This window comes from Nocardia sp. NPDC059691, assembly GCF_042733915.1.
GTDB classification, from domain to species: domain Bacteria; phylum Actinomycetota; class Actinomycetes; order Mycobacteriales; family Mycobacteriaceae; genus Nocardia; species Nocardia sichangensis.
Map to the genome: position 1 here is coordinate 908,879 of NZ_JBHWFB010000001.1, position 24,210 is coordinate 933,088.

Annotated in this window: 20 protein-coding genes; 9 read left to right on the plus strand and 11 right to left on the minus strand. The window is 69.4% G+C overall.

Annotated features, from left to right (window positions below; genetic code table 11):
• Nucleotides 1-9: 9 nt before the first annotated feature.
• The gene (locus tag ACFV2O_RS04070) at nucleotides 10-822 is read right to left on the minus strand and encodes a MerR family transcriptional regulator (protein ID WP_379250010.1); all 813 of its coding nucleotides are present in this window, start codon (nucleotides 820-822) and stop codon (nucleotides 10-12) included.
• A gap of 51 nt (nucleotides 823-873) precedes the next feature.
• On the minus strand, nucleotides 874-1,497 hold the full coding sequence (locus tag ACFV2O_RS04075; protein ID WP_379250012.1) for a hypothetical protein: 624 nt from the start codon (nucleotides 1,495-1,497) through the stop codon (nucleotides 874-876).
• Nucleotides 1,498-1,708: 211 nt separating this feature from the next.
• Here ACFV2O_RS04075 and ACFV2O_RS04080 point away from each other — a divergent pair, with 211 nt between their 5' ends.
• The 3 genes from ACFV2O_RS04080 to ACFV2O_RS04090 all read left to right on the plus strand — a co-directional run bounded on the left by ACFV2O_RS04080 (nucleotide 1,709) and on the right by ACFV2O_RS04090 (nucleotide 3,347).
• On the plus strand, nucleotides 1,709-2,044 hold the full coding sequence (locus tag ACFV2O_RS04080) for a YbaB/EbfC family nucleoid-associated protein (protein ID WP_355078724.1): 336 nt from the start codon (nucleotides 1,709-1,711) through the stop codon (nucleotides 2,042-2,044).
• A 13-nt stretch (nucleotides 2,045-2,057) separates the two neighbouring features.
• Entirely contained in the window at nucleotides 2,058-2,666 is a 609-nt protein-coding gene (gene recR, locus ACFV2O_RS04085) for a recombination mediator RecR (RefSeq protein ID WP_063018922.1), read from the plus strand.
• A gap of 63 nt (nucleotides 2,667-2,729) precedes the next feature.
• Nucleotides 2,730-3,347: a LysE family translocator gene (locus ACFV2O_RS04090; protein WP_379250014.1), complete on the plus strand. Its 618-nt coding sequence runs from the start codon at nucleotides 2,730-2,732 to the stop codon at nucleotides 3,345-3,347.
• Between the two features lie 6 nt (nucleotides 3,348-3,353).
• On the opposite strand, the gene ACFV2O_RS04095 is transcribed toward ACFV2O_RS04090, so the two are convergent.
• Nucleotides 3,354-3,998 carry a hypothetical protein gene (locus tag ACFV2O_RS04095; protein WP_355078722.1) on the minus strand — a complete coding sequence of 215 codons (645 nt, stop codon included), beginning with the start codon at nucleotides 3,996-3,998 and terminating at the stop codon, nucleotides 3,354-3,356.
• Between the two features lie 474 nt (nucleotides 3,999-4,472).
• Between ACFV2O_RS04095 and ACFV2O_RS04100 the strand changes: the two genes are divergently transcribed.
• Both ACFV2O_RS04100 and ACFV2O_RS04105 read left to right on the plus strand, forming a co-directional pair.
• The gene (locus ACFV2O_RS04100; RefSeq protein ID WP_379250016.1) at nucleotides 4,473-7,568 is read left to right on the plus strand and encodes a circularly permuted type 2 ATP-grasp protein; all 3,096 of its coding nucleotides are present in this window, start codon (nucleotides 4,473-4,475) and stop codon (nucleotides 7,566-7,568) included.
• Nucleotides 7,565-8,509: a transglutaminase N-terminal domain-containing protein gene (locus tag ACFV2O_RS04105; protein WP_379250018.1), complete on the plus strand. Its 945-nt coding sequence runs from the start codon at nucleotides 7,565-7,567 to the stop codon at nucleotides 8,507-8,509. Before ACFV2O_RS04100 ends, ACFV2O_RS04105 begins: the two co-directional genes overlap by 4 nt.
• A 163-nt stretch (nucleotides 8,510-8,672) precedes the next feature.
• On the opposite strand, the gene ACFV2O_RS04110 is transcribed toward ACFV2O_RS04105, so the two are convergent.
• The 6 genes from ACFV2O_RS04110 to ACFV2O_RS04135 all read right to left on the minus strand — a co-directional run bounded on the left by ACFV2O_RS04110 (nucleotide 8,673) and on the right by ACFV2O_RS04135 (nucleotide 14,962).
• The gene (locus tag ACFV2O_RS04110; RefSeq protein ID WP_379250020.1) at nucleotides 8,673-9,230 is read right to left on the minus strand and encodes a dihydrofolate reductase family protein; all 558 of its coding nucleotides are present in this window, start codon (nucleotides 9,228-9,230) and stop codon (nucleotides 8,673-8,675) included.
• Nucleotides 9,231-9,356: 126 nt separating this feature from the next.
• Nucleotides 9,357-10,067, minus strand: a complete 711-nt coding sequence (locus ACFV2O_RS04115) for a type 1 glutamine amidotransferase (protein WP_379250022.1) — start codon at nucleotides 10,065-10,067, stop codon at nucleotides 9,357-9,359.
• Entirely contained in the window at nucleotides 10,064-11,302 is a 1,239-nt protein-coding gene (locus ACFV2O_RS04120) for a MurT ligase domain-containing protein (protein WP_379250024.1), read from the minus strand. The genes ACFV2O_RS04115 and ACFV2O_RS04120 overlap by 4 nt, the downstream gene beginning before the upstream one ends.
• Nucleotides 11,303-11,367: 65 nt before the next feature.
• On the minus strand, nucleotides 11,368-12,009 hold the full coding sequence (locus tag ACFV2O_RS04125) for a pyridoxamine 5'-phosphate oxidase family protein (RefSeq protein ID WP_355078716.1): 642 nt from the start codon (nucleotides 12,007-12,009) through the stop codon (nucleotides 11,368-11,370).
• Nucleotides 12,010-12,085: 76 nt separating this feature from the next.
• Nucleotides 12,086-13,861, minus strand: coding sequence for an FAD-dependent oxidoreductase (locus ACFV2O_RS04130; RefSeq protein WP_379250026.1), 1,776 nt, complete (start codon nucleotides 13,859-13,861; stop codon nucleotides 12,086-12,088).
• Nucleotides 13,862-14,011: 150 nt separating this feature from the next.
• Nucleotides 14,012-14,962 (minus strand): EamA family transporter, encoded by a 951-nt coding sequence (locus ACFV2O_RS04135; protein ID WP_379250028.1) that lies wholly within the window; start codon nucleotides 14,960-14,962, stop codon nucleotides 14,012-14,014.
• A gap of 110 nt (nucleotides 14,963-15,072) precedes the next feature.
• Here ACFV2O_RS04135 and ACFV2O_RS04140 point away from each other — a divergent pair, with 110 nt between their 5' ends.
• Nucleotides 15,073-16,002: a LysR family transcriptional regulator gene (locus ACFV2O_RS04140; protein ID WP_379250149.1), complete on the plus strand. Its 930-nt coding sequence runs from the start codon at nucleotides 15,073-15,075 to the stop codon at nucleotides 16,000-16,002.
• Nucleotides 16,003-16,015: 13 nt separating this feature from the next.
• Here the strand turns inward: ACFV2O_RS04140 and ACFV2O_RS04145 are convergent, their stop codons facing one another.
• Both ACFV2O_RS04145 and leuA read right to left on the minus strand, forming a co-directional pair.
• Nucleotides 16,016-17,647, minus strand: a complete 1,632-nt coding sequence (locus ACFV2O_RS04145) for an AAA family ATPase (protein ID WP_379250030.1) — start codon at nucleotides 17,645-17,647, stop codon at nucleotides 16,016-16,018.
• Nucleotides 17,648-17,912: 265 nt separating this feature from the next.
• Entirely contained in the window at nucleotides 17,913-19,706 is a 1,794-nt protein-coding gene (gene leuA / locus ACFV2O_RS04150; protein WP_379250032.1) for a 2-isopropylmalate synthase, read from the minus strand.
• Between the two features lie 271 nt (nucleotides 19,707-19,977).
• Between leuA and ACFV2O_RS04155 the strand changes: the two genes are divergently transcribed.
• The 3 genes from ACFV2O_RS04155 to ACFV2O_RS04165 all read left to right on the plus strand — a co-directional run bounded on the left by ACFV2O_RS04155 (nucleotide 19,978) and on the right by ACFV2O_RS04165 (nucleotide 24,098).
• On the plus strand, nucleotides 19,978-20,745 hold the full coding sequence (locus ACFV2O_RS04155) for a sulfite exporter TauE/SafE family protein (RefSeq protein ID WP_379250034.1): 768 nt from the start codon (nucleotides 19,978-19,980) through the stop codon (nucleotides 20,743-20,745).
• 52 nt (nucleotides 20,746-20,797) lie between these two features.
• Nucleotides 20,798-22,402 carry an alpha/beta hydrolase gene (locus tag ACFV2O_RS04160; protein ID WP_379250036.1) on the plus strand — a complete coding sequence of 535 codons (1,605 nt, stop codon included), beginning with the start codon at nucleotides 20,798-20,800 and terminating at the stop codon, nucleotides 22,400-22,402.
• Nucleotides 22,403-22,478: 76 nt separating this feature from the next.
• The gene (locus ACFV2O_RS04165; RefSeq protein ID WP_379250038.1) at nucleotides 22,479-24,098 is read left to right on the plus strand and encodes a GMC oxidoreductase; all 1,620 of its coding nucleotides are present in this window, start codon (nucleotides 22,479-22,481) and stop codon (nucleotides 24,096-24,098) included.
• Nucleotides 24,099-24,210: the final 112 nt, after the last annotated feature.

Below are 24,210 nucleotides of genomic sequence, written 5' to 3' on the forward strand. Positions count from 1 at the left end.
TATCTCCTTTTACGGTTGGGCGACGGGCCAGCACACTTCGGTCCGGTAGCCGGCGGGTTCATCGGACGCGTCCGGTCCGAGCAGGTACATCTCGCGGATCGGCTCGGGCAGCGCGACAGCGTGTTCGGCGACGTGACTGCCCAGTGCGCCGTAGGTCCGGTCGAAATCGTCGAACGGACCCTCGTGCACGGCGACGGCGAAACGGCGCGCGGGTAGCTCGATGAGCGAAAGCGTTGCCGGCAGCGCCACATCCGTGTCGGCGACTGGGACGAACGCGACTACTTCGCCTTCGTCCTGCTCGAAGAAGTCGGTGCTGTAGGTGGCGCCGGCGACGCCCGCAGGCGCGATGCTCGCGGCGGCCAGCGCCGCGTACAACGCCTGGAACGTCGAAGCGCACCACTCGCCGATGTGTTCGCGCGCCACCGTCGCGCCGATCGCCGCCGCCGGGAACGCCCCGACCACGCGATACTCCACGGCGATCGGAGCCGATGGCGTCAGCAGCGCGCGCAACGAGGCCACGACCGCGCGGGTACGGGTCAGCTCGGCTTCCATGCGCTCCAGATGCGCCCGCAGCGTGGCGTCACGGGCGTTCTCGTCCGGTGCGGCCAGCACGGCGCGGATCTCCGGAACCGGCATGTCCAGCTCGCGCAGCCGCCGGATCAACTGTGCCTGCGTCACCTGCGCCGTCGCGTACCGCCGATAGCCCGAATTCGCGTCTATGCCGGCCGGAGCGAGCAGACCGATCTCGTGGTAGTAGCGCAACGTCTTCACGCTGAGATTGCTCAGCCTGGAGAATTCCCCGATAGGGACGGTGGCCGTCATGGCACCAGCCAACACCCTCCAGTGACGGGAGGGTCAAACGACACCCGCTGTTCAGGCGAGCGCGAAGGTCAGCAGCAGGGTGGTCTGGAACATGCCGCGCCACCACGAGTAGCCGAACCACACACCGGGAGTGACTTCCCGGATCTCGTCGTAGACCTGCGGCGTCGGCGAGGGCGCGTAGTTCAGTGCCCAGGTCGGCTGCCCATCGGTCAGGGCGGGCGCGACGTAGACGTCGGCGCCCCAGGCCTCGAAGCCCGCACCGGTGAGGCGGTTCATCAGGAAGCCGCCGTCCGGGCCGGTGTAGAAGGTCTTGCCGATCCACAGCGGGGGCGCGATGGCCTGCATGACCGGCGGCCGAGTGACCCAGCCCGATTTCACGCCGACCGGAACGGCGCCGAGCGGTGCGGCGCGGAAGATCGCGTCCTGCTGCTCCGGCGAGCACCGGGAACGCAGCGAATCGAGCGTCGCGGCCTTGTCGTCCGGGTAGAGGACGCAGCCGCCCCCGTAGTCGGCGACCGCCGGGGTCGTCTGGGGCTCGTCTGCCCCTTGCGTGTCGATCACTCCGGGCGTGTCGGTGATCTCCGTATCCGCGGACGCCGCTGCGCCGAGAAAGATGCTGGGAACACCGAGCGTGAGCACCAGGGTGCTCAGGAAACGTGCACGAACTGCGATCATCATTGGCTCCAGATTTGCACACCGCTTTCCGACTCGGTGTCGATGGTAAGGCGCGCATGGTCGGTTCCGATCGGAACTACCCAACCTGTTACCCGTCATGCGCGCTGTTATCCGTCCTGCGCCGCGGACCTGGGACCGTCGGGCCGCGCCGGGGACCGGCCGCGGCAGGACTAGGCTGGCCGGTGACACCTTCTTCAGAGAGGACGCTCCCGTGCAGCCAGGTGGCCAGTTCGATATGCAACAGTTGCTCGCCCAGGCGCAGCAGATGCAGCAGGCGGTGATGGAAGCCCAGGCCGAGATCGCGGCGACCGAGGTGGACGGCGCTGCCGGCGGTGGCTTGGTGCAGGTCAGGCTGAAGGCGAGCGGTGAGGTGGTGTCGCTGACCATCGACCCGAAGGCCGTGGATCCCGACGATGTCGAGACATTGCAGGATTTGGTCATCGGTGCGGTCAACGACGCGATGGCCAACGCGCAGCGCATCGCCGCCGAACGGCTCGGACCCCTGTCCGGTGGCTTCGGCGGCGGCGGTTCGCTGCCCGGTTTCTGAGCCGAGGTAGCAGTTGTACGAGGGTCCGGTCCAGGATCTGATCGACGAATTGGGCAAGCTGCCCGGCGTCGGTCCGAAGAGCGCGCAGCGCATCGCCTTTCATCTGCTCCAGGTGGAGCCGCCGGAGATCGATCGGCTGCAGGCCGCGCTGCAGAAGGTGCGTGACGGGGTGCAGTTCTGCGTGACATGCGGAACGGTCTCCGACGGCGAGCTGTGCCGCATCTGCGCCGACCCGCGCCGGGACCGGACCATGATCTGCGTGGTCGAGGAACCCAAGGACGTGCAGGCGATCGAGCGCACCAGGGAGTTCCGCGGTCGCTACCACGTGCTCGGCGGCGCGCTCGATCCGCTCAGCGGTGTCGGCCCCGACCAGCTGCGGATCCGGGAACTCCTGGCGCGTATCGGAAACCAGGAGGACGGCGTCGACGTCAGCGAGGTGATCATCGCGACGGACCCGAACACCGAGGGCGAGGCCACCGCCACCTACCTGGTCCGGATGCTGCGCGACTTCCCGGGTCTGAGTGTGACCAGGCTGGCCTCGGGCCTGCCGATGGGCGGCGACCTCGAATTCGCCGACGAGCTCACCCTCGGGCGCGCGCTGTCCGGCCGCCGCGCGCTATAGCTCGCGAAAACGCCTCCCGCGGCGGGGATTGCGCCGCGCCGGGCGTGCGTTACCGTGTCGGGGATGAGCATCGAATTCGTGCTGACGACGCTCGTCATCGTCGCCACCCCCGGCACCGGTGTGCTGTTCACGTTGGCGGCGGGGCTGTCTCGCGGTGTGCGAGCCGCGGTGATCGCGGCCTTCGGCTGCACGCTCGGCATCGTTCCGCACATGATCGCGGCGATCACGGGTCTGGCCGCGCTGCTCAACGCCAGCGCGGTCGCGTTCCAGACGCTGAAGTACCTCGGCGTCGGCTATCTGGTGTACATGGCGTGGACCACGTTCCGGGACAAGGGCGCGCTCGCCGTGCCGGAACAGACCGGGCGCACCGCACCCTCGGCACGGAAGGTGATCACCTCGGCGGTGCTGCTGAACCTCCTCAACCCCAAGCTGACCATCTTCTTCTTCGCGTTCCTGCCGCAGTTCGTGCCCGGCGGCGCGCCGAACGCACTGGCGCGCATGCTCGAACTGAGCGGCATCTTCATGCTCGCCACCCTGGTGGTGTTCGCGGTGTACGGCGCGTGCGCCGCCGCCGTCCGCGACCAGGTCATTTCCCGTCCCGTCGTGATCACCTGGATGCGCCGGATCTTCGGCGCGTCGTTCCTCGCGCTGGCGGGCCGGTTGGCCACCCAGAACCAGTGACCGGGTTCAGAGGTCGACGCGCGACCAGGGCAGGCCGGGGAACCGGCTGCGGTCGTCGTTGGCCCAGCCCCAGATGAGGGCGGCTACGGTGGCGGGATCGGAGATGGTTGTGCCGAAATGCTTGTCGGGGGAGCCGTCCCGGTATTCCACGGTGTAGGCGCCGGAGTTCTCCCGGTAGGTCTGGATGTAGAACTGCTCGCCGCGTTCGACGACGAGGTACGGGTTGGGCGGGGCCAGCTCCGGAATCCACTGCTGGACCAGCGCTTCGGTCAGGTACGGGAACTCGCCCGCGCCGCCGTGCGTGACGATGGCCTCGACGTGCTCGGCGGGATCGATCAGCCAGGCCAGTTGCGGGTCGTAGACGGCATAGTTCAGCGGTGTGGCGAGTTCGAACAGCAAGTGGCGGACGAAGCCGACCGCGTCGTAGGGGCACGGCACGTGCAGTGCCGCACCGGTGGCCGCGCCGCCGACCGGCACGGTGCTGAGGAAGTTGTCCTCCTCGGGCAGTTCCGCGTTGCGTCTGTTCAGTTCGGCCGCGATCTGCGCGACCGCCCCCGACTCGGGGACGCCCTGCTGGGTGCTCAGGTAGGCGTCGACCTCCGCGATCGACGATGCGACACCGGACGGCAGCAACACGTGGTCATAGCTCACCGGGCCAGGGTACGGAACCGCTCAGGCGCGGCGCCGGGCCGTCTCGCCGTCGCCACACCGGCAGCCGCCCGCGAGGTCTCGGCAATCGAGGACGAAGGCGTGTCTGGCGTGGCTGAGCTCCAAGCAGTGTTCGTCGGTGCATTCGGCGATCCGGCTCACGTGCACGATCAGGGTTCCGTGGCAGTGGTCGAACGCGGATTCGCAAGACGAACAGTCTGATCTACGCATAATGACCTCCTGACGAGATCGTTGTCGTCGTTCGGTGATACCACCGGTGCGGGCGCCACGGTGGGACCCAGGCCCGTGTGTCGCCGCGCCCGATGTTCAGCAAATTTCTGGCAATTAGTTGTCGCCGCATAGCGTTTTACCCGTTATGACCCCTGCTACATGCGAAAATGGCTGCAAAGACCACTGATGCGGGTGTCCGGCACAAGGTTTCCGGACCGCACGGGAAGCATTCGGCGACCATTGGGCATGGATGGCGGAAGTGAGGTCGGCGCGGTGACGTTGCGCGATGAGCGGCGAGAGACCGCGATCACCGTGCGGGAACAGGTCGCGCGCTACCGCGAAGATGCTTCTGCCACCGCCGCCTACGACGAGTGCGGCGCGCCGGTCGCAGGCTACTACGACGAATTGGTCGACGCCGACGGCAAGGTGCGCCGGGTGTGGTCGCAACTGTCCGCCGACTTCGCCGAACTCGGCGGGGACGGCTTGGGCAAGCTGGACAGCCGGGTGCGCAGGCTGATCGACGACGACGGCATCACCTACCTCGAGGCAGGCGCGTCGGCCGAGAACACGCCTGCGCCGTGGCGCCTCGATCCGATTCCCTTGCCGGTCGCCGCGGACGATTGGACCCGGCTGGAGGCCGGGCTGGAACAGCGCTCCCGCGTGTTCGACGAGGTGCTCACCGACATCTACGGTCCACGCAGGACGCTCGCCTCGGGACTGCTCCCGCCGGAAGTCGTGTTCGGTAATCGCGGCTACGTACGAGCCGCGCACGGCATCACCGTGCCGGGGCGGCACCAACTCTTCCTGCACGCCTGCGATCTCAGTCGCTGGGGCGACGGCCGGTTCCGGGTGCTCGCCGACTGGGCGCAGGCGCCGTCCGGCGCCGGATACGCGCTGGCCGACCGCAGGGTCGTGTCGACCGCGATCCCGGAGGCGTTCGAGCACGCGAATCCGCGTCCGCTGACACCCTTCGCCAGGGCGATGCGATTGATGCTGATCGAATCCGCGCAGACCGACGACGACGAACCGGTGGTCGTCGTGCTCAGTCCAGGCGTGCATTCCGAGACCGCGTTCGATCAGGCCTATCTCGCCTCCACACTCGGCTTTCCGCTGGTGGAGAGCGCCGATCTGGTGGTGCGCGACGGTGCGCTGTGGATGCGGTCGCTCGGCACGCTGAAGCGGGTGGACGTGGTGCTGCGCCGGGTGGGCGCCGAATTCTCCGATCCGCTGGATCTGCGGCCGGATTCGCGGCTGGGCGTGGTGGGACTGGTCGAGGTGCTGCGCCGCGGCGCGGTGACGGTGGTGAACACGCTCGGCAGCGGGCTGCTGGAGAATCCCGCGCTGGCCGGATTCCTGCCCGCCCTGTCGCGCGCGCTGCTCGGTGCGGACCTGTTGCTGGAGAACGCGCCGTCGTACTGGGGTGGTCAGGAACGGGAGCGCGGACATCTGATCGCGAATCTGGACAAGCTGATCGTTCGCTCGGCGGTCGACGGCGCCACGCTGTTCGGCCCCGAGCTGAGTCGTCAGCAGCGCGACGAGATCAAGGTGCGGATCGATGCGCACGGATGGCAATGGGTTGGCCAGGAACCGGCGCAGTTCTCCGTCGCGCCCGCCATCCGCGAGCGCGACGGACTCGCCGCGGCTCCGGTCGGCATGCGATTGTTCTCGCTCGCTCATCGGCGCGGCTACACCGTGATGTCCGGCGGTCTCGGCCAGCTACGTCAGCGCACTACCGATCACGCCGCGCGGAAAGTCGCCGCCAAGGACATCTGGGTGCGGGCCGCGCCGACGGCCGCCGCCGCGATCAGCACCGAGCCGTCGCGCGAGCCGCGGCGCACCGCTCCGGTCGTGGCGGGGATCAGCTCCCCCCGCGTGCTCAACGACCTGTTCTGGATCGGCCGCTACGGCGAGCGCGCGGAGGACACCGCCCGTCTCTTGATCGCCACCCACGAGCGCTACCAAGAGTTCCGGTATCGCCCCTGGCTGGAAGGCGCGGGTGCGTTACCGATCCTCTTGGCCGCCCTCGGACGGACCACCGCCACCGCGGCTCCGACCGACGGGTTGTTCGGTCCCGAGGTGCGAGCCTTTGCGCCGCAGCAGAGTTCGGTCGATCGCGGCCTGCTCGCTCCGTCGGGTGCCGGCGTCGACGAAGATGTCGCGCAATACGGCGACGAGCGGTCGCACGCTGCGGCCGGATCGTTTCCGGATTCTGGTGATGCTCCGGTATCGCCCGGTGCGGGCGAGTGCGCGCAGGGGACTTCGGTGCCGGTCCGATCACGATCTTCCGGCCACGGTACGGCCGAAAAATTGTCGGCTGCCGCGTCATCCGGATCGCGGATGCCGGAAGAGACTGGGGGAGAGCGTAGTTCGAATCACACTGAGCACCACGCTACCGTGGCCCGGAACGAAGCGATGGCCGGAGCCGGAGCGCGACAACAGGTTACGGCCGGTGTGGAGGCCGTCGCCGAAGGGGCGGACGACGGCGTGGCCACCGGTGCGGCGCAGGACAGCGCTCCGGCGGTACACCGGGTGCCGGGCGCGTCCCGCGCGGGCCACGACTACCTCGTCGCACTGACGATAGACCGCGAGCTGCCCGGATCGCTGGCTTTCGCGATCGACCGGTACGGCAGCGCCGCGCGCGCCGTGCGCGACCAGTTGTCGGTGGACACGTGGATGATCCTCGGCTCGGTCGAGCGCGCGCTGGCGTGCTACCCCGCCGCGGTGGACGACCAAGAGGCGGAGTTGTCGGATGTGCATTCGCGAACCCTGGCCGGGCTGCTCGCGCTGTCCGGGATCGACGGCGAGTCGCTGATCCGCGACACCGGGTGGCACGTCAGGGACATCGGTAAGCGGATCGAGCGCGGTCTCGCCCTGACCGCGTTGCTGTCGGCCGCGCTGACCCAACGGTATCCGGAGGAGATCGAACGCGAGGTCACCGAATGGGTGCTGCGCGCCACCGAGTCCTCGGTGAGTTACCGTCGACGCCACCAGGATTCGGTGCGGATCGCGAACGTCGCCGAACTCCTGCTGTTCGACACCGCCAATCCGCGATCGCTGGCCTATCAGCTGGGCCGCCTGCACGCCGATTTCCAGGCGCTGCCCGGTGCGTCCGGCTCGTCGCGTCCGCAGCGGCTGCTCGCGGACGCCCGGCGCATGCTGCGCCGCCTCGATCCCGACGACCTCGAGGTCACCGACGCGAACGAACGGCGCACCGAACTGGCGGAGCTGCTGGAGGGAGTGCACGTGCGCCTGCGCAAGGTATCCGAGTCCTTCGAGACCACGACGCTGTCGCTCCCGGTCGACATCCAGCCGCTGTGGGGCAGCGCGCAGGTCGTCGGATGACCGGCCGTGCGGTCCGGCGCTACCGGATCGAGCATCGCACCAAGTACTCGTACTCCGGCGAAGTCATCAACTCCTATGGGCGCGCGTACTTGACGCCGCGCGATCTCCCCGGTCAGCGTCTGCTCGCGCACGAGATCCGGATCGACCCCGCCCCCTCGGACCGGTCGGTCGGCGCGGATGTGTGGGGCAACATCACGTCCTACTTCCACGTCACCACCGAGCATCGTGCTCTGACGGTCGTCGGCGAATCGCTGGTCGAAGTCGACGCGCCCGCCCGCGACGACGCGGGCCCGGCCGTCGAGCCGTGGGAACGCGCGCGCCCGACGGGGGCGAACGGGCCGTTCGCCGTGGAGTTCGCCCTCGACCTGCACCCGCAGGAGATCACGTCGGAGATCGTCGCGTACGCGGCCGAATCCCTCCGGCCGGGCAGGCCGCTGCTCGACGCGGTGGCCGAGTTGAACACCAGGATCTACACCGACTTCGCCTACCGGTCCGGCGCCACGACGGTGTCCACCCGGGTGGCCGACGTGTTCGCGGCCCGCGCAGGCGTCTGCCAGGACTTCGCGCGCCTCGCGGTCGCCTGCTTGCGGTCGCACGGCCTCGCCGCCCGGTACGTGTCCGGCTATCTGGCCACCGATCCACCACCAGGGAAGGAGCGCATGGTCGGCGCCGACGCCACGCACGCCTGGGCGGCGGTATGGGTGCCCGGCGCCGACGGACCCGACCGCTCGGGCCGGTGGATCGACCTCGACCCCACCAACGACCAGCTCGGCGACGAGCGCTACATCACCGCCGCCTGGGGCCGCGACTACGCCGACGTCCCTCCGCTGCGCGGCATCATCTACACCGATGCGAAGGACAGCACGATCACCGTCTCCGTCGACGTCACCGAGGTGGGTGTACCACGCGATTTACCCGCGGCTCGCGAATACGGCCGGTGAAGGCATGGTCCCGGATCGCCGACGAGGTCGAGCGCCCACCGCGCCGACTGGCGCGGTGGCGAGGCGGACAAACCAGGCAAATCGGCTCGGGCCCGTGGCGCGGTGTGACGGATGGTCGGACCGTCCGGTTGACGCCGTCCGCGATCCGGCCGGACGTTGGTCGTCAGCGCCCGGCTCGGACGTAACGGGTCAGCACGGCCGCGCCGACCGTGTCGACCGACAGCAACTCGAGGTCCGCGGGCGGCGCGCCATCGGCGAACAAACGGTCACCGCTACCGAGGACCGTGGGGAAGATCAGCAGTCGGTACTCGTCGATCAGATCCTTTTCCCGCAATGCGCGAACGATGCTCAGGCTGCCGGTGACGATGACGTCGCCGGGTGCGTTCTCCACCGCCGTATGGAGGTCGCCTTCGACAAGCGTGGAATTCGTCCAGCTCGACGTGTCCGCCAGCGTATGCGAGACAACCAGTTTCGCGGCCTTGTTCATGCGCGTGGCGAAGGGATCGTCGCGGCCGGGCCAGATGGTGGCGAACAATTCCCAGGTGCGGCGGCCCAGCAGCAGCACGCCCTCATCGAGGGCATGCGCCAGGCGGAACTTGTCACCGCCGACGGTCTCGGAACCGTAGCGGAAGGCCCACCCGCCGGTCGCGGTGCCGCCGCGGCCGTCGGGGTCGGACACCCTGCCGTCGAGGGTGACGAACTCGCAGACGATGACGCTCATGACCGGATTCCTTTCGATGGTGTGGCTGTGCACCGGTACGTACCGGCGAACACGCCCGAACTCATCGCTTCGGTCCGGATTGCCGCGAATTCAGCTACTCCGGCGACCTGACCGGCGGGAACAGGCTCAGGCGCGCAGGCGCTCCCGGCGGAGCTGGTCGACCTCGGGCAGGTCGAGGGGCGCCAGTTCGGTGACGCCGAGGGCGCGCATCAGCAGCAGGTCGGCGAGTTCGGGGTTACGAGCCAGCGCCGGGCCGTGCATGTAGGTGCCGATCACCGAACCCTGGACGACGCCCTCCAGCCCGTCGCCGACGCCGTTGCCGACGCCGCGGGTGACACGGGCCAGCCCCTGCGCGTCGCCGCCGAGTTTCGTTCCGCCCCGGTGATTCTCGAAGCCGGTGAGTGGTGCGGTGAGCCCGTCGAGCAGTGGAGCGGTGGTCACCTCGCCGATGGCGCGTTTGTGCTGCGGCGAGGTGGTGACGTCGAGCAGGCCGACGCCGTCGACTCGCTCGCCCGCCGAGGTCTCGTACCACTGGCCGAGGACTTGGATGGCCGCGCAGATCGACAGCACCGGAGCGCCTCGCCCGGCGGCGCGCTGCAAGCCGGGGTAGCGCTGCAGGTGCCGGGTGGCCAGACGCTGGGCGGAATCCTCCGCGCCGCCCAGGGTGTAGACGTCCAGGGAATCGGGCACCGGCTCCGACAGCGTGATCTCGACGATCTCGGCGTCGTAGCCGCGCATGCGCAGTCGTTGCCGCAGCACGAGCGCGTTGCCGCCGTCGCCGTAGGTGCCCATCACGTCCGGCAGCACCAGGCCGATGCGGAAGGTCGACTCGGTCATGAAGCCCGCTCCTCGAGGTCACGGTTGAGATCACGGAAGGCGGTGTAGTTGGCCAGCACTTCCACATGGCCCGCGGGGCACGACGCGATGGCGCGGACCGGATCGGGCACCAGGGTGTGCTCCACGCCCGCGTAGGTCAGTCGCACCGCCAGGTCGGTGGCGCGTTCGCCCGCCGCCACCACCTGCACGCCTTCGAAGTGCTCGAAGCGCACGTCCCACAGCCAGGACAGGTCCTCGCCGTCGGGCACCTGGCCGTTCACCGCGATCACCAGGCCCGCCGAGGTCGGCTCGATCATCGACAGCGCCTCCTGCCACCCGGCCGGGTTCTTGGCCAGCAGCAGACGCGCGTCGTGCTCGCCGACCTGCACGGTGCGGTAGCGGCCCGCGATCTCGCGGACCGTGCCCGCGGCCGCGACGGCCTGCTCCGGGTCGGCGCCCAGCGCGACGGCGGCGGCCACCGCCTGTGCGGCGTTGCCGCGGTTGGCCCGGCCCGGCAGTGCGAGCCGCAGCGGGAAACGCTTGCCCTCCCGCCCGACCAGATCGTCCCCGTCGAGCCACCAGTCCGGTTCGGGACGCTGGAACTCCGCTCCGGTACTGCGCCAGTGCGCGCCCTCCCAGACGATCGGCTCGCCGCTGCGCGGGCAGCTGGTCGCGTCCATCGCCCAGCCGCTGCCCGCGGCGACCCACACCACGTTGGGATGGTCGTAGGCGATGGAGGTGACCAGCACGTCGTCGCAGTTGGCGACCACCACGGTGGCCGGGTGCTTCGCCAGGCCCGCGCGCAGCTTGCGCTCGATCATGTTGATCTCGCCGACCCGGTCGAGCTGGTCGCGGCTGAGGTTCAGCAGCACCACCGCCGAGGGATTCAGCGAATCGGTGACGTGCGGCAGGTGCAGTTCGTCGACCTCGATGGCGGCCAGCGGCGCGCGCCGGTGCGCGTTCAGCGCGGCGACGATGCCCGCGTCCATGTTCGCGCCGTCGGCCTGGGTCGCGACCGCGCCGAGGGTGCTGAGCGCGGCGGTGGTCATCCGCGTGGTGGTCGACTTGCCGTTCGTGCCGGTCACCAGCACGGTGCGCCGCCGCTGCCCGAGCTGGTCCATGACGGTCGGATCGATCTTCAACGCGATCAGTCCGCCGATCATCGACCCTTTACCACGACCCGCCTTCTGCGAGGCCCAGGACGCCGCGGCCGCCGCCGCCAGCGCGAGCCGTCCGCGCACCGATAGTTCTGCCACGTCGCGAGTCTATGTTCGACGCGCGATCCGGGCGCGCCGCGGTCGGGTGGCGTGGGCCACGCGGGTCAGTCGCGGTAGAGCTTGGCCGCGTAGTTCTCCGGCGAGTAGTAGCGCTCCAGCTCCTCCACCGTCTCCGCGACGTTCGTCTGCACCTCTTTGACCAGGCAGGCGGGACTCGGCAGGGTGTCCTCCGGCCACTGCTCCGGCTCCCAGAGATGGCTGCGCATGAACGCCTTGGCGCAGTGGAAGAAGATCTGGTCGATCTCCACCTCGACAGCGAGGATCGGGCGGTGCCCGCGCACCACCATGTCGTCGAAGTACGGCGCGTCGCGCACCAACCGGGCGCGGCCGTTGATCCGCAGCGTCTCGCGGCGTCCCGGGATCACGAACAGCAGGCCGACGTGCGGGTTGGCCAGGATGTTGAGGTAGCCGTCGGCGCGGCGGTTACCGGGGCGCTCCGGGATGGCGAGGGTGGTGTCGTCGAGCACCCGCACGAACCCCGCCGGATCGCCTTTCGGCGAGGCGTCGCAGTTGCCGTCCGCGTCGCTCGTACTCATCACCAGGAACGGAGAGAGCGCGATCCACTCCCGGTCCCTGGCATGCAGGACGGGGCGCTCCTTGGTGGCCGCGCGCGGCGCCACCTCGCCGAGCAATGCCCGCAGGTCCGCCGGGTCGGTGATCTCGTCGGAGGCGGTGCTCTCACGCATAGTTCGATTCAAGCACCGCGGCCTGGGGGATGGCGATCGAATTCGGCTCCGGCGAAGGGAGATCGATCACATCCGCTCAGACGGGGACGTCGAACATGTTCGGCTGTCCGGCCGCGTAGCGGTCGGCGTCGACGCGGCGCAGCGGTTCCAGTTCGGTGGCGCGGTAGAGGGTGTACATCCGGCAGCGCTCCGCGTTCGAACCGGCCACGTCCAGCAGGGCGTTCACCGCGGCGCGCGCGGACTCGTTGGCGCCCTCCATGGTGGCCAGGTCGACGTTGGTGCGCACGTAATCGCCTGCCAGGAAGAGGTTTTCCAGTGCGCCGTGCGGTTGCGGACGGTACTCCCACGACCCGGCGGTGTTGATGAGCAGCGGGTCGGCGTTGGCGTTGCGCCGCTCGCCCTCCTGCCAGGTGATGCCGGGATCGAGGAACCAGGAGTGCAGGTCGGCGTCGCGCAGCACCTCGCCGCGATCGTCCAGATGGGCCTTGATCTGGGCCCACGCCTCTCGAGCGATCTCCTCGTGGGTGCACTCCTTGGCGGGTTTGCCGAATACGATGCCAGGGGTGTTCCAGTCGGAGATGTCCACCGAAAGGCAGTCCTGCACGCCGCCGTCGCCGAACTCGGTCAGCTTGCGGCGCCACAGCTGGTTCTGGCTGATCGAGGTGAGCGACCACGGCGCGTCGATGTAGGCGGTGTGACCGCGCGAGATGTCGGCCGGTCGGCGCAGATAGAACTGGATGCCGTTCATCCAGTCGGTGAACAGGTTGTCCATCCCGGCCAAATCGGGCCGGACCTCGAGTACTTGCGGCGACCACAGCGTGCGCGCCCGTTCGGCGGGCAACGCGACGACGAAGTAGTCGGCCTCGACCGTGCGTTGCGCGCCGGTCTCGTCCACGACCCGGGCCGCGACGATCCTGCGGTCGCGCACCTCCAGCTCGCGCACCTCGGCGCCGAGCACGAAATCCGCTCCGAGTTCGCGGATCCGCCGCGTCCACGGCTCGATCCAGACCGCGTTGGTCGGACCGTTCAGTACCCGGTCCAGGCTGCCGTCGTTGCCGATCCCCAAGGGATTGCCGAGGAACTGCTCGCCCATGGTTCCGATGGTCCGCACGCTCGCGATGTTCTCTTTCGCGGCGACCATGATGCTGGTCAGCGTGCGCGACAGCAGCGCGCGGAACTCGTGCGAGCGCGCGTGGCCGCCGACGAAATCGTGCCAGGAGGTGCGCTCCCATTGGCCGAGGCGGCGGGCGTCGCAGCTGGTGTTGAAGACCAGCAGGCGTTCGGCGAAGTAGACGCCCTCGTTGGAAGGCATCTTGAGTGCGGTCGACAGCGCCGCGCCGAGCGTTTCGCGGAAACTGTCCGGGGAGAATTCGGCACGGGCGCGCGGACCGAGCGGGACGCGGAAGTCGTCGCCGCCGTGCCGGGCGAATCGTGCTTCCGGCACCGCGACCAGGTTGTCCCACACGCCGTTCGCGTTGCCGGGGAACGGGATTCGGCGCATCGTGTCCGGCACGTGCTGATAGAAGCCGGGGAAGAAACGGAAGCCGTGTTCGCCGGGCAGATCCGGCCGTCCACCCGTTCCGGTGCCGGGCACGCCGACGCTGCGGGCTTTGCCGCCCCACGCCCGTTTCTCGTAGATGGTGACCTGGAATCCGCGTTCCGCCAGCTCGTGTGCCGCGGTCAGGCCCGCGACACCGCCGCCGAGTACCGCGACCCTTTTGCCGCCGGGATTCGCTGCGGCAGGCGTGGGTTTCAGCGCACCCGCCGCCAGTGCCCCCGCCGTAGCCACCCCCGCCGCGACCGTGTTACGAAGCAGTGCTCTTCGCGATACGGTCCACTGATTGTCTGCCATGCGCCGCTCTGCTGCCTAGCCTAGGGACCAACTTCCACGCCGGGCACTACTGTAAAGCGGCAAGCCGATCGATTCGCACCGACCCCGTCCAGCGGCCGGTGCGGAATGCGAATGTCGTGACGGAGTGCACATCGAACGTGGGTACGGCCGCTAGGCCGGGCGACCGGTACCTGCCATCGCGGGTGTTCCCGATGGCTCGATGCGGGCGTTCACCGTAGTCGCGCGTGGCCTGCCCGACGTGGCGGCGAACGCTCCCGCCAGCACCACCACCCCGCCGATCAGCGACAACGTGGTCGGAGTTTCGCCCAGGAAAGTCCACGCCGCGGCGATGCCGACGATGGGAACGAGCAGGGAGAACGGCGCGACCAGGCCGGCCGGATAGCGACCGAGCAGATAGGTCCACAACCCCGTGCCGACCACAGTGGCGAGGACGGCGATGTAGGCGAGCGCCAGCAGAGCGGGCAGGCCCGCCGGTGTGAACGCTTCGGCCAGAGCCCGCGCTCCCGTGGTCGGCCCCTCGGCGAACGCCGACAGCGCGAACAGCGGCAGCGGCGGGATGGCGGTGGTCCACAGCATCAGGTGCAGCGGGTTGACGCCGGGGGTCTCGGTACCGGCCAGTCGTGCGCCGATATTGCCGAATGCCCAGCCCAACCCGCCCGCCAAGGTCAGCAGCACCGGAAGCAGGGTGGCGTGGGCGAGCCGGTCCCAGCCGATCACCGCCATGCCCGCCACCGCGACGGCGATGCCCGCGATCTGCACCGGGCGGATCCGCTCGCCCAGCAGCAGCGTGCCGAGCAGCACGGTGAACGGCGCCGAGGATTGCAGTACCAGCGAGGCCAGCCCGGTCGGCATGCCCACCCGCATCGCGGTGAACAGGAACGCGAATTGCAGGATGCCGAAACCGGTGCCGTACAGAAGGATCCACCGCATCCGCACCGGAGGGCGCGGGATGAAAAGCAGCGCGGGCACCGCGAGCACGGCGAAGCGCAGTGCCGCGAAGAAGAACGGGGGGAAGTGGTCGAGCCCGACCCGGATGGCGAGGAAATTCAATCCCCAGAGCAGGACGACGGTCAGGCCGAGCAGGCGGTCGCGGTTGGTCACGCCTTCATCGTGCGGTCTGCTAAAGATCAGAACAATCGAATAATTATGGATCAATGATGTAGCTTCACTTAATGAATTTCGGTTCCGAACCGGTCGCGGCCGGTCCGCCCATGGCGCTGGAGAGGCTGCGTGTGCTGCGTGAGCTGGCCGATCGCGGCACAGTGTCCGCCGTGGCGGCAGCACTGTCCATGACGCCCTCCGCCGTTTCCCAGCAGCTCAAGGTGCTCGCGCGGGAGGCGGGCGTGGCCCTGCTCGAACCGGACGGCAGACGCGTGCGGCTCACCGACGCGGGTCGTGCACTGGTGGTGCGCGCCGACGAAGTGCTCGCCGCAATGGATCGCGCGGTCGCCGAGATGGCGCACTATCGCGGCTCGCCGCGCGGACGGGTCCGCGTCGCGGTGTTTCCCTCGGGCGGTGCGTTGCTGCTGCCGCATGTGCTGCCCGGCATGGTGGACAGCGGAGTCGAGGTGATCGCGCGGGACGAAGACGTGCCGCCCTCGGAAGTGGCGCGACTGCTCGCCGATTACGACGTGGTGCTGACCCATCGTGACGAGCGCGCCGCACCCATCGCCGACCCGCGCGTCGCGACCCGGGTGCTCATGCGCGAGCCGATCGATGTGGTCGCGGCGCCGACGCATCGGCTCGCGGGCCGTTCGGCCGTCGCGCCGGAGGAACTGGCCGACGAGACCTGGCTCAGTGTGCGGGGCGGTTTTCCCGTCGACGACGTACTGCGCTCGATCGCCACCGTGACCGGCGTGCAGCCACGTATAGCGCAGCGTCTCAACGATTTCCGCGTCATCGAGACGCTGGTCGCCGTCGGCTACGGTGTCGCGCTCATGCCTCGCTACGCGGTCGGCCACCCTGATCTGGCGGTGCTACGGCTGTCCGGCGTACGCGCCGCTCGGATATACGAACTGGCCACCCGGCCCCGGGCCGAGGCCCGTCCGGCGATCGCGGCCGTGCTCGCGGCGTTCGAGTCGGCCGCCGCACTCACGACGGCCGACTCCGCGCACGGAACGGGCTCCGCCGCACGAGCATGATTCCGCGCGACGATCAGAATCCGTGCGGTGGCTGGTGCCGATAGGGATGCTGGGCCTGCGAGCTGACGTAGCCGAAGTCGTCGGCGACCATCGCCGCCAGCTCCAGCAGCGCCCGCCGGGTCGGCTTGCTCACCAGTTCCAGATCGATTTCCGCGCCCTCGGCGAGGTGATCGTCGAACGGCACGACCTGCACCGCGCGGGTGCGATCGAGGAACAGCTTGCGCAGCTGGTCGAGGTCGACGGTGGACGCGCCGCGCCGGGAAGCGTTCACCACCACGACGGTTCGTTCCACCAGCTTGCCGTAGCCGTGGTGGTCGAGCCAGTCCAGCGTGGCCGACGCGCTGCGCGCGCCGTCGATGGCGGGCGAGGTGACCAGCACCAGCGAGCTCGCCATATCCAGCACGCCCGCCATTGCCGAGTGCATCAAGCCGGTTCCGCAGTCGGTCAGGATGATGTTGTAGAACGACTGCAGAATGCTGATCGCCTTGCGGTAGTCCGCTTCGCTGAACGCCTCCGAGACCGCCGGATCCTGTTCACTGGCGAGCACTTCCAAGCGGCTCGGCGCCTGCGAGGTGTGCGCCCGCACGTCGGAGTACCTGGTGATGTGCTGATCCTCGAGCAGGTTGCGCACGGTGGAGCGGGTCTGCCGTGGCACCCGGTGCGCGAGCGTGCCCAGGTCGGGGTTGGCGTCGATCGCGATGACCCGGTCGCCGCGCTGCGAAGCGAAGGTGGAGCCGAGACCCACCGTGGTGGTGGTCTTCCCGACACCGCCCTTGAGCGAAAGGATCGCGATCCGGTAGTCACCGCGCACCGGCTGGTTCACCCGGTCGGCGAGGTCCTGGTAGACGATGTCGGCCGCCGACTCGCCCGGATTGATCATGCCGCCGGACACCTTGTGCACCGCACGACGCCAGCCGCTGCGCGGCGCCCTGCGGGCGCGCCGGAGCAGATTCAGGTCGTTCACCGAATGTCCCGGCTGGCCGGGCTGCGGCACATGCTGCGGTTGGAACGGCGGTACCGACTGGTGCGGACCCGGCCCGCCTTGCCAGCCCGGCCCCTGCGGTTGCCCGAGCGGCGGCGGAGGCGGCGGTTGATAGGCGGGCGGCGGAGGCTGGTGCGTCACCGGCGGAGGCGGCGGCGCCCAGCTGTAGATCGGGCCGCTGGGCTGATCGAGTTGCGGCGCAGGAGATTCGGGCTGCGCGGAATCCATGGGCACATGCCGGGTCAGGCCGTCGCCGCCGATCTCCTGGCGGTACTCCCCGTAACCGGGATGAGGTCCGTCCGGAGGCGGGGCTATCGGGTGGCTACCGCTATGGCCCGACGGTGGCTGAAAGGTGCCGGTAGTGAACGGCTCTCCCGGAAAGGGCGACGGAGGGGGATACGCGCCCGCGTTCGGCGGGGCGTACGAGCCGTAGGGCTCGGCCGGTCCGGCCTGCGGGGGAGCCCATGCCTGCGCCAGCGGGGCGGCTTGCGGGTAGGCCGTGGTCTGCTCCGTCGAGCCGTGCGGCTCGGGCTGTTCGGGTTGGGCGTCCGGCTGGGCCGACCCGGCCGACGCGTCGGTTTCCTTCGCTTCCGTACCGCCGGCCGGCTCGGCCGACGGGTCCTTGGCCGATGACTCCACGTCGCTGACTTCGGCCGTATCCACGGAATGACTCTGCAGCCAGGGTGGAGAGGTCGGATTGTGGTCGTTTGTTGTCACGGTTCCCCCATCTGCTCGGGAGTTCGAGCAGAGAGCTCGGCGCTTGGAGTGCGAATCCAACGCTAGCACGGGGTTCGCTACCCCGTGTCGCGGTAGGCATGCCGGGCTTGGGGAGCCGAATGCCCGCGACAAATGGTCTGTCCCAGCGAGATCGGGCGCCGCGCGGTGGAACCCGCGCGGCGCCCGTCCGCGTACTTGCCGAGATGCGCTGTCAGTGCGCCCGGTTCACCGCCGACACCACCGCGCGCAGCGACGCGGTCGTGATCGAGGTGGCGATGCCGACGCCCCACACCACCTTGTCGCCGATCGCGCACTCCACGTAGGCGGCGGCCTGCGCGTCGTCACCCGCGGACATGGCGTGCTCGGAGTAGTCCAGCACCTCGACGTCGAAACCGACGGCGGCGATCGCGTCGACGAACGCCGCGAGCGGTCCGTTGCCCTTGCCGGTGATCTCCTGCTCGACGCCGTCGACCTTCACCACGGCCACGATCGAGTCGACCCCGCCGTCGGTCTCCGACGCGGTGACCTTCTGGCGCATCCGCTCCAGCGGCCGGATCGGGCTCAGGTACTCCTCGTGGAAGACGTCCCACATCTCCTTGGGCGTCACCTCGCCGCCCTCGCCGTCGGTGATCTTCTGGATCGCCTGGGAGAACTCGATCTGCAGCCGCCTCGGCAACGCCAGCCCGTGGTCGGTCTTCATGATGTAGGCGACGCCGCCCTTGCCGGACTGCGAGTTGACCCGGATGACCGCCTCGTAGGTGCGACCCACGTCCTTCGGGTCGATCGGCAGGTAGGGCACCTCCCAGACGATGTCGTCGACGTCCGCCTCGGCGGCGTCGGCCGCGGTCTTCATCGCGTCCAGACCCTTGTTGATGGCGTCCTGGTGGCTGCCGGAGAACGCAGTGTAGACCAGGTCGCCGCCGTACGGGTGCCGCTCGTGCACCGGCAACTGGTTGCAGTACTCGACGGTGCGGCGGATCTCATCGATGTCGGAGAAGTTGATCTGCGGATCGACGCCGCGGGAGAACAGGTTCATCCCCAGCGTGACCAGGCACACGTTGCCGGTGCGCTCGCCGTTGCCGAACAGGCAGCCCTCGATCCGGTCGGCGCCGGCCTGGTAGCCCAGCTCGGCGGCGGCCACGGCGGTGCCGCGGTCGTTGTGCGGGTGCAGCGACAGCACGATCGCCTCGCGGCGGGCCAAGTTGCGGCTCATCCACTCGATCGAGTCGGCGTAGACGTTCGGAGTCGCCATCTCCACGGTGGCGGGCAGGTTGATGATCAGCGGCTTCTCCGGCGTCGGGGCGATGATCGCCGAGACCGCGTCGCAGACGTCCTTGGCGTACTCCAGCTCCGTGCCGGTGTAGGACTCCGGGCTGTACTCGTAACGCCAATTGGTGTCCGGGTAGCGCTGCTCGATCTCCAGGCACAACGCGGCGGCGTCGGTGGCGATCTTCTTCACCGCGTCGCGGTCGGCGCGGAAGACCACCTTGCGCTGCAGGATCGAGGTGGAGTTGTAGAAGTGCACGATGACGTTCTGCGCGCCCGCGCAGGCTTCGAACGTGCGCTCGATCAGCTCCGGGCGGCACTGGGTGAGCACCTGGATGGTGACGTCGTCGGGGATCGCGCCGTCCTCGATGATCTCGCGGACGAAGTCGAAATCGGTCTGGCTGGCCGAGGGGAAGCCGACCTCGATCTCCTTGTAACCCATCCGCACCAGCAGGTCGAACATGCGGCGCTTGCGGGCCGGGCTCATCGGGTCGATCAACGCTTGGTTGCCGTCGCGCAGGTCGACCGCGCACCAGCCGGGCGCCCGGTCGATGACCTTGTCCGGCCAGGTGCGGTCGGGCAGCGTGATCGGCTCGACCTCCTCGGCGAAGGGCCGGTAACGGAACGTCGGCATCGAGGAGTTCTTCTGTTTGTTCCAGCCGGGCTGGTCGGCGGGGGCTGGTCTGCTCGGCGCGGTGATGGTGCGCGCGCCGGACACAAATGCGTCAGCAGGGGACATGGGCGGTTCTCCCGAGGATGTCGTTTTTCCCAATGGGGGCTGGTCGACCGGCGCGGCAAAACCCCGCGACGGGAGCCGGTCCGATCAGACCCCGTCGCGGCGGTCGAGAAGAAGTGCCCGCTGCATGATGTCCGCGAGTTTACCGTGCGGACATACTGCCGGGAAGGGTGGTCCCGTCGTCGGGTGATCCGACGACCCCGCTACCGTTCGGTCCGGCAGTGAACCACGCTTGTACGGGCCCGAGGTCCGACGGGACGTCGAAGGATTGGCAATGACCTGGCTGGAGCAACTGGCCGTCTTCGGTGCGGGCATCGCGGCGGGCGGCATCAACACGATCGTCGGCTCCGGCACGCTGATCACCTTTCCCGTTCTGCTCGCGTTCGGCCTGCCGCCGGTGACCGCGAATGTGTCCAACACCATCGGTCTGGTCCCCGGCTCGATCAGTGGCGTGCACGGATACCGCCGCGAACTGACGGGGCAGCGCGATCGGCTGCTGCGGTTGGGCACCGCCTCGCTGCTCGGCGGCATCACCGGTGCGGTGCTGCTGCTGGTGTTGCCCGCCGAAGCGTTCAAGGCGATCGTGCCCATTCTCATCATGGTGGCATTGGTGCTGGTCGTCGTGCAGCCACGGCTGGCGAGCTGGGTCAAGCGCCGCCGGGAGAACGACGGCGCCCCGGTGCCGGAGCACGGGGGGCCCATCCTGCTCGCCGCGGTTTACGCCGCCGGTGTCTACGGCGGGTACTTCGGGGCCGCGCAAGGCGTGCTGCTGATCGGGTTGCTCGGCGTTTTCGTGCACGACGACATCCAGCGCCTCAACGGGGCGAAGAACGTGCTCGCCCTGATCGTGAACGCGGTCTCCGCGCTGATCTTCATCGTCGTGGCGGACGTGGACTGGCGCGCGGTGGTGCTGATCGCGCTCGGCTCGATCATCGGCGGGCAACTCGGCGCGCGGTTGGGCAGGCGGATGCCGCCGACCTTGCTGCGGGCGGTCATCGTCGTGGTCGGACTGATCGCGGTGATCCGTTTGGTGACGTCCTAGAGCCGGATGTCAATCCTCAGGGTGACGACGGCCACCGGGCACGGAGCCCAGGATGAATGCCGTGCCTAGCTGGAGAATCGTCATCGTCGCCGCGCTCGCCGCGCTGCTGCCCGTGGTGAGCGGCTGCGGCGGCCCGCCGAGCCGACACGAGTCGGCGGTCGCGGACCTGGTCGCCCAGGCCGACGCCGCGCCGACGCCCCGGCTGGAGTGGGCGGGGTGCGCGGAGCCGGAGCTGAGCCGGTTCCAGTGCGCGACCGCGCAAGTTCCGGTGGACTACGCGCACCCCGACGGCCCGACCCTCGGGCTGGCGGTGGTGCGTCAGCAGGCCACCGACCCGCAGCGGCGGATCGGCACGCTGTTCTCCGCCGTCGGCGGTCCCGGAGGCTCGGGGCTGCGCTGGGCGGCGAAGGGAGAACTGTTAGGCGGCGAACTCGCGCGCCGCTTCGACGTGGTCACCTTCGACCAGCGCGGCGTCGGCCGCAGCGGGCAGGTGCGGTGTTTCGCGGACGCCGAGCAGCAGCGGCGGTTCTGGTCCGGGGCCCCGCTGCCGCCCGTGCGTCCGGAGCAGGAGCGCGCGGCCGACGCGGCGAGCCGCGAGCTGGCCGCCGGTTGCGCGGCGCACGGCGGCGCGTTGCTCGGGCACCTGACCACCGTCGACGCGGCGCGCGACCTGGACCTGCTGCGCCGGGCCGTCGGCGACCCCCAGCTGACCTATGAAGGCGGTTCCTACGCGAGCTACCTGGGCCAGGTGTACGGCGCGCTGTTCGGCGATCGGGTGCGCGCCCTGCACCTGGCGTCGATGATCGACCCGGACGCCTACACCAACGACACGCGCAGCGCCATCGAGACCACCGCGGCCGGGACCGAGGAAGTGCTCGATGAATTCCTGCGGTTGTGCGCGGACGCGGGGCGGGAGCGCTGTGCCTTCGCGGCGCCGGACGGCGGCGCGGGCGATCCCGGCCGCTCCACTGACCTTCGCGCTCGCAATGACGCTGTGCTGCAACGTCTTCGCGACGCGCCGCTGATGGTGGGGGCCGGGGAGCGAGCGCGCACGGTCACCTACGCCGAGGCGCTGTCGTCGCACGCGCTGTTGCTGTACGACCCGGACGAGGGTTGGCCCGCCCTGGCTCAACTGCTCGCCGAACTGGAGCGCGGCCCGTCGGGCGATCCCGACACGGTCGGCCGGATCCTCTCGGCCACAACGCAACCGTATGACTTCCTCGACTCGTTCACGGCGATCTCCTGTGCGGACAACAACTTTCCCCGCGACTCGGCCCAGTGGCCTTCACTTGCAAAGGATCTGACGCGTGTCAGCTCCGCTTACGGCCCGCTCTGGCTGTGGCTGCACCAGGCCTGCGCCTCTTGGCCGTCGCCGCCCGAGGGATATGCCCAGCGATACGCCGGGCCGTGGATCCTGCGATCGGACACCCCAGCCGTGCTGGTGAACAACCGATTCGATCCGGTCACCCCGCTCAGCTCCGCGCGGCGCGCGCAGCGGGAACTGGTGAACGCACGGTTGGTCGTCGTCGAAGGCGGCTACGGGCACGCTGTGCTCGGCGAGTGCACACGCAAACTGCGCGAGCGCTATCTCGTCGACTTGCAACTGCCCGCCCCGGGAGCGACCTGTCGCGCGGACGAGCTGCCGTTCGAGCGATAGCGAAAACGGATATCTGTTCACAAATCGGGAATACCGGTAATCTGCGCACGCTAAGCCTGATGATGGAAGGTGACCGGTGCGTAGACGTGCCTTGTTCAAGGCGGCTGGCACGGCCGCCCTGCTCGGTGCTGTGGGATCGATAACGGGAACCGGCGCGGCGGCCGCGGATCCGATGTGGGAGGCCCTGTTCCACGCTTGGGTGCCGGAGATCTTCGCCCCGATTCCCGACCCGCCGGAGCACTCGCCCGCGATCGTCGTCGGCTCGGGCTTCGGCGCAGCGGTGTCCGCGTTGCGCCTGGCCGAGGCCGGGGTGGCCACCACCGTGCTGGAGCGCGGTTCGCGCTGGCCGAACGACCCGTGGCGGGAGATCTTCACCGGCGACGACCTCCCCGACGGTCGCGGCTTCTGGCACCGCACCAACTTCACCGGCGTCACCAAGGTGCCGATGCATTTCGCCAGTTTCGGCGGCGTGCTGGACTGCACCGAGTATCCGGGCATCGACGTCTGGCGCGCGGCTGCCGTCGGCGGCGGTTCGGTGATCTTCAGCGGCGCCATGATCGCCCCGGAGCGCCGCTTCTTCGACCACGTCTTCGGTGGCGGCGTCGACTACGGCGAGATGGAGCGCGTCTACTACCCGCGCGTGCGCCAGATGTTGCGGCTGAGCCCGATGCCCGCGGACATCTACAACTCCTCGCCGTTCGCGCACTCCCGCGCCTGGGACGACCAGGTGCGCAAGGCAGGCTATCAGCCCCAGGCCAACGACTCGATTTTCAACTGGGACATCCTGCGCGCCGAATTGGCCGGAGCGTCAAGGGCTTCCGCGACGGCGGCCAGGAGCAATCTGGGCAACTCCAACGGCGCCAAGTTCGACCTGAATCAGAACTACCTGGCATATGCGCAGGGCACCGGCCGGTGCGGAGTCTTCCCCGGCCACCGAGTCGACGCCATCGCGCAGGAATCCGGCGGCCGCTACGCGGTCACCGTGGCGAAGCTGTCGCCGACCGGTGACGTGTTGTCCACCCGCACCCTCACCTGTGATCGGCTCTTCCTCGGCGCCGGGTCGATCGGTACCTCCGAACTGCTGGTCCGTGCGCAGGCCACCGGCGCGCTACCGAACCTGAACGAGCACGTCGGCGACGGGTGGGGCACCAACGGTGACGTGGTCCTGGCCCGCGGGGCCAGCGCGCTGGCCGGTCAGGGCCAAGGCGTGCCGAGCGCGAGCCGGATCTTCGACGAGTCCGCCGTGCCGCTGACCCTGGAGAGCTGGTACATCCCCGGCATCCCGTTCGAGACCGGCGCGCTCGCCTCGCTCGGCATGGTGCTCGACTCGACCCGCACCCGGTTCGGCTACGACCGGGCCACGAACCGAGTCGGGCTGAGCTGGTCGGTCAAGAACCGGGACGAGACGGTCGCGCTGGCCCGCGCGGTCGACCACCGGATCGCCGAACGCGCGGACGCCCTCGTCGAGTACAGCGCCCTCGGCTACGACGCGAACGCGCTGTTCACCGCGCATCCACTCGGTGGGGCGGTGCTCGGGCGCGCCACCGACGGCTACGGCCGGGTGCACGGTCACCCCGGCCTCTACGTGATGGACGGCGCCGCGATACCCGGCAGCACCGGAACGGTCAACCCGTCGCTGACCATCGCCGCGCTGGCCGAGCGCAATATCGAGGCGATCGTTCGCGCCGGTCGCTGAGATTCGCCTGCGCCGGGCGAAGCGTTCGCCCGGCGCCCTTTCCGGGGGTATCGCCAACCGTGCCGAGCGTGCTTTCCGCGTACTAATGTCGGCGGCACCGTTCGGCGTCGAA

Excerpts from the sequence above, each read along its gene's own strand:
- ACFV2O_RS04115 (WP_379250022.1), bottom strand. The coding sequence starts at position 10,067 with ATGACCGAGTCGACCTTCCGCATCGGCCTGGTGCTGCCGGACGTGATG.
- ACFV2O_RS04075 (WP_379250012.1), bottom strand. The coding sequence starts at position 1,497 with ATGATCGCAGTTCGTGCACGTTTCCTGAGCACCCTGGTGCTCACGCTC.
- ACFV2O_RS04070 (WP_379250010.1), bottom strand. The coding sequence starts at position 822 with ATGACGGCCACCGTCCCTATCGGGGAATTCTCCAGGCTGAGCAATCTC.
- ACFV2O_RS04130 (WP_379250026.1), bottom strand. The coding sequence starts at position 13,861 with ATGGCAGACAATCAGTGGACCGTATCGCGAAGAGCACTGCTTCGTAAC.
- ACFV2O_RS04090 (WP_379250014.1), top strand. The coding sequence starts at position 2,730 with ATGAGCATCGAATTCGTGCTGACGACGCTCGTCATCGTCGCCACCCCC.
- leuA (WP_379250032.1), bottom strand. The coding sequence starts at position 19,706 with ATGTCCCCTGCTGACGCATTTGTGTCCGGCGCGCGCACCATCACCGCG.
- ACFV2O_RS04140 (WP_379250149.1), top strand. The coding sequence starts at position 15,073 with ATGGCGCTGGAGAGGCTGCGTGTGCTGCGTGAGCTGGCCGATCGCGGC.
- ACFV2O_RS04160 (WP_379250036.1), top strand. The coding sequence starts at position 20,798 with ATGAATGCCGTGCCTAGCTGGAGAATCGTCATCGTCGCCGCGCTCGCC.
- ACFV2O_RS04100 (WP_379250016.1), top strand. The coding sequence starts at position 4,473 with ATGGATGGCGGAAGTGAGGTCGGCGCGGTGACGTTGCGCGATGAGCGG.
- ACFV2O_RS04125 (WP_355078716.1), bottom strand. The coding sequence starts at position 12,009 with ATGCGTGAGAGCACCGCCTCCGACGAGATCACCGACCCGGCGGACCTG.
- ACFV2O_RS04105 (WP_379250018.1), top strand. The coding sequence starts at position 7,565 with ATGACCGGCCGTGCGGTCCGGCGCTACCGGATCGAGCATCGCACCAAG.
- ACFV2O_RS04110 (WP_379250020.1), bottom strand. The coding sequence starts at position 9,230 with ATGAGCGTCATCGTCTGCGAGTTCGTCACCCTCGACGGCAGGGTGTCC.
- ACFV2O_RS04155 (WP_379250034.1), top strand. The coding sequence starts at position 19,978 with ATGACCTGGCTGGAGCAACTGGCCGTCTTCGGTGCGGGCATCGCGGCG.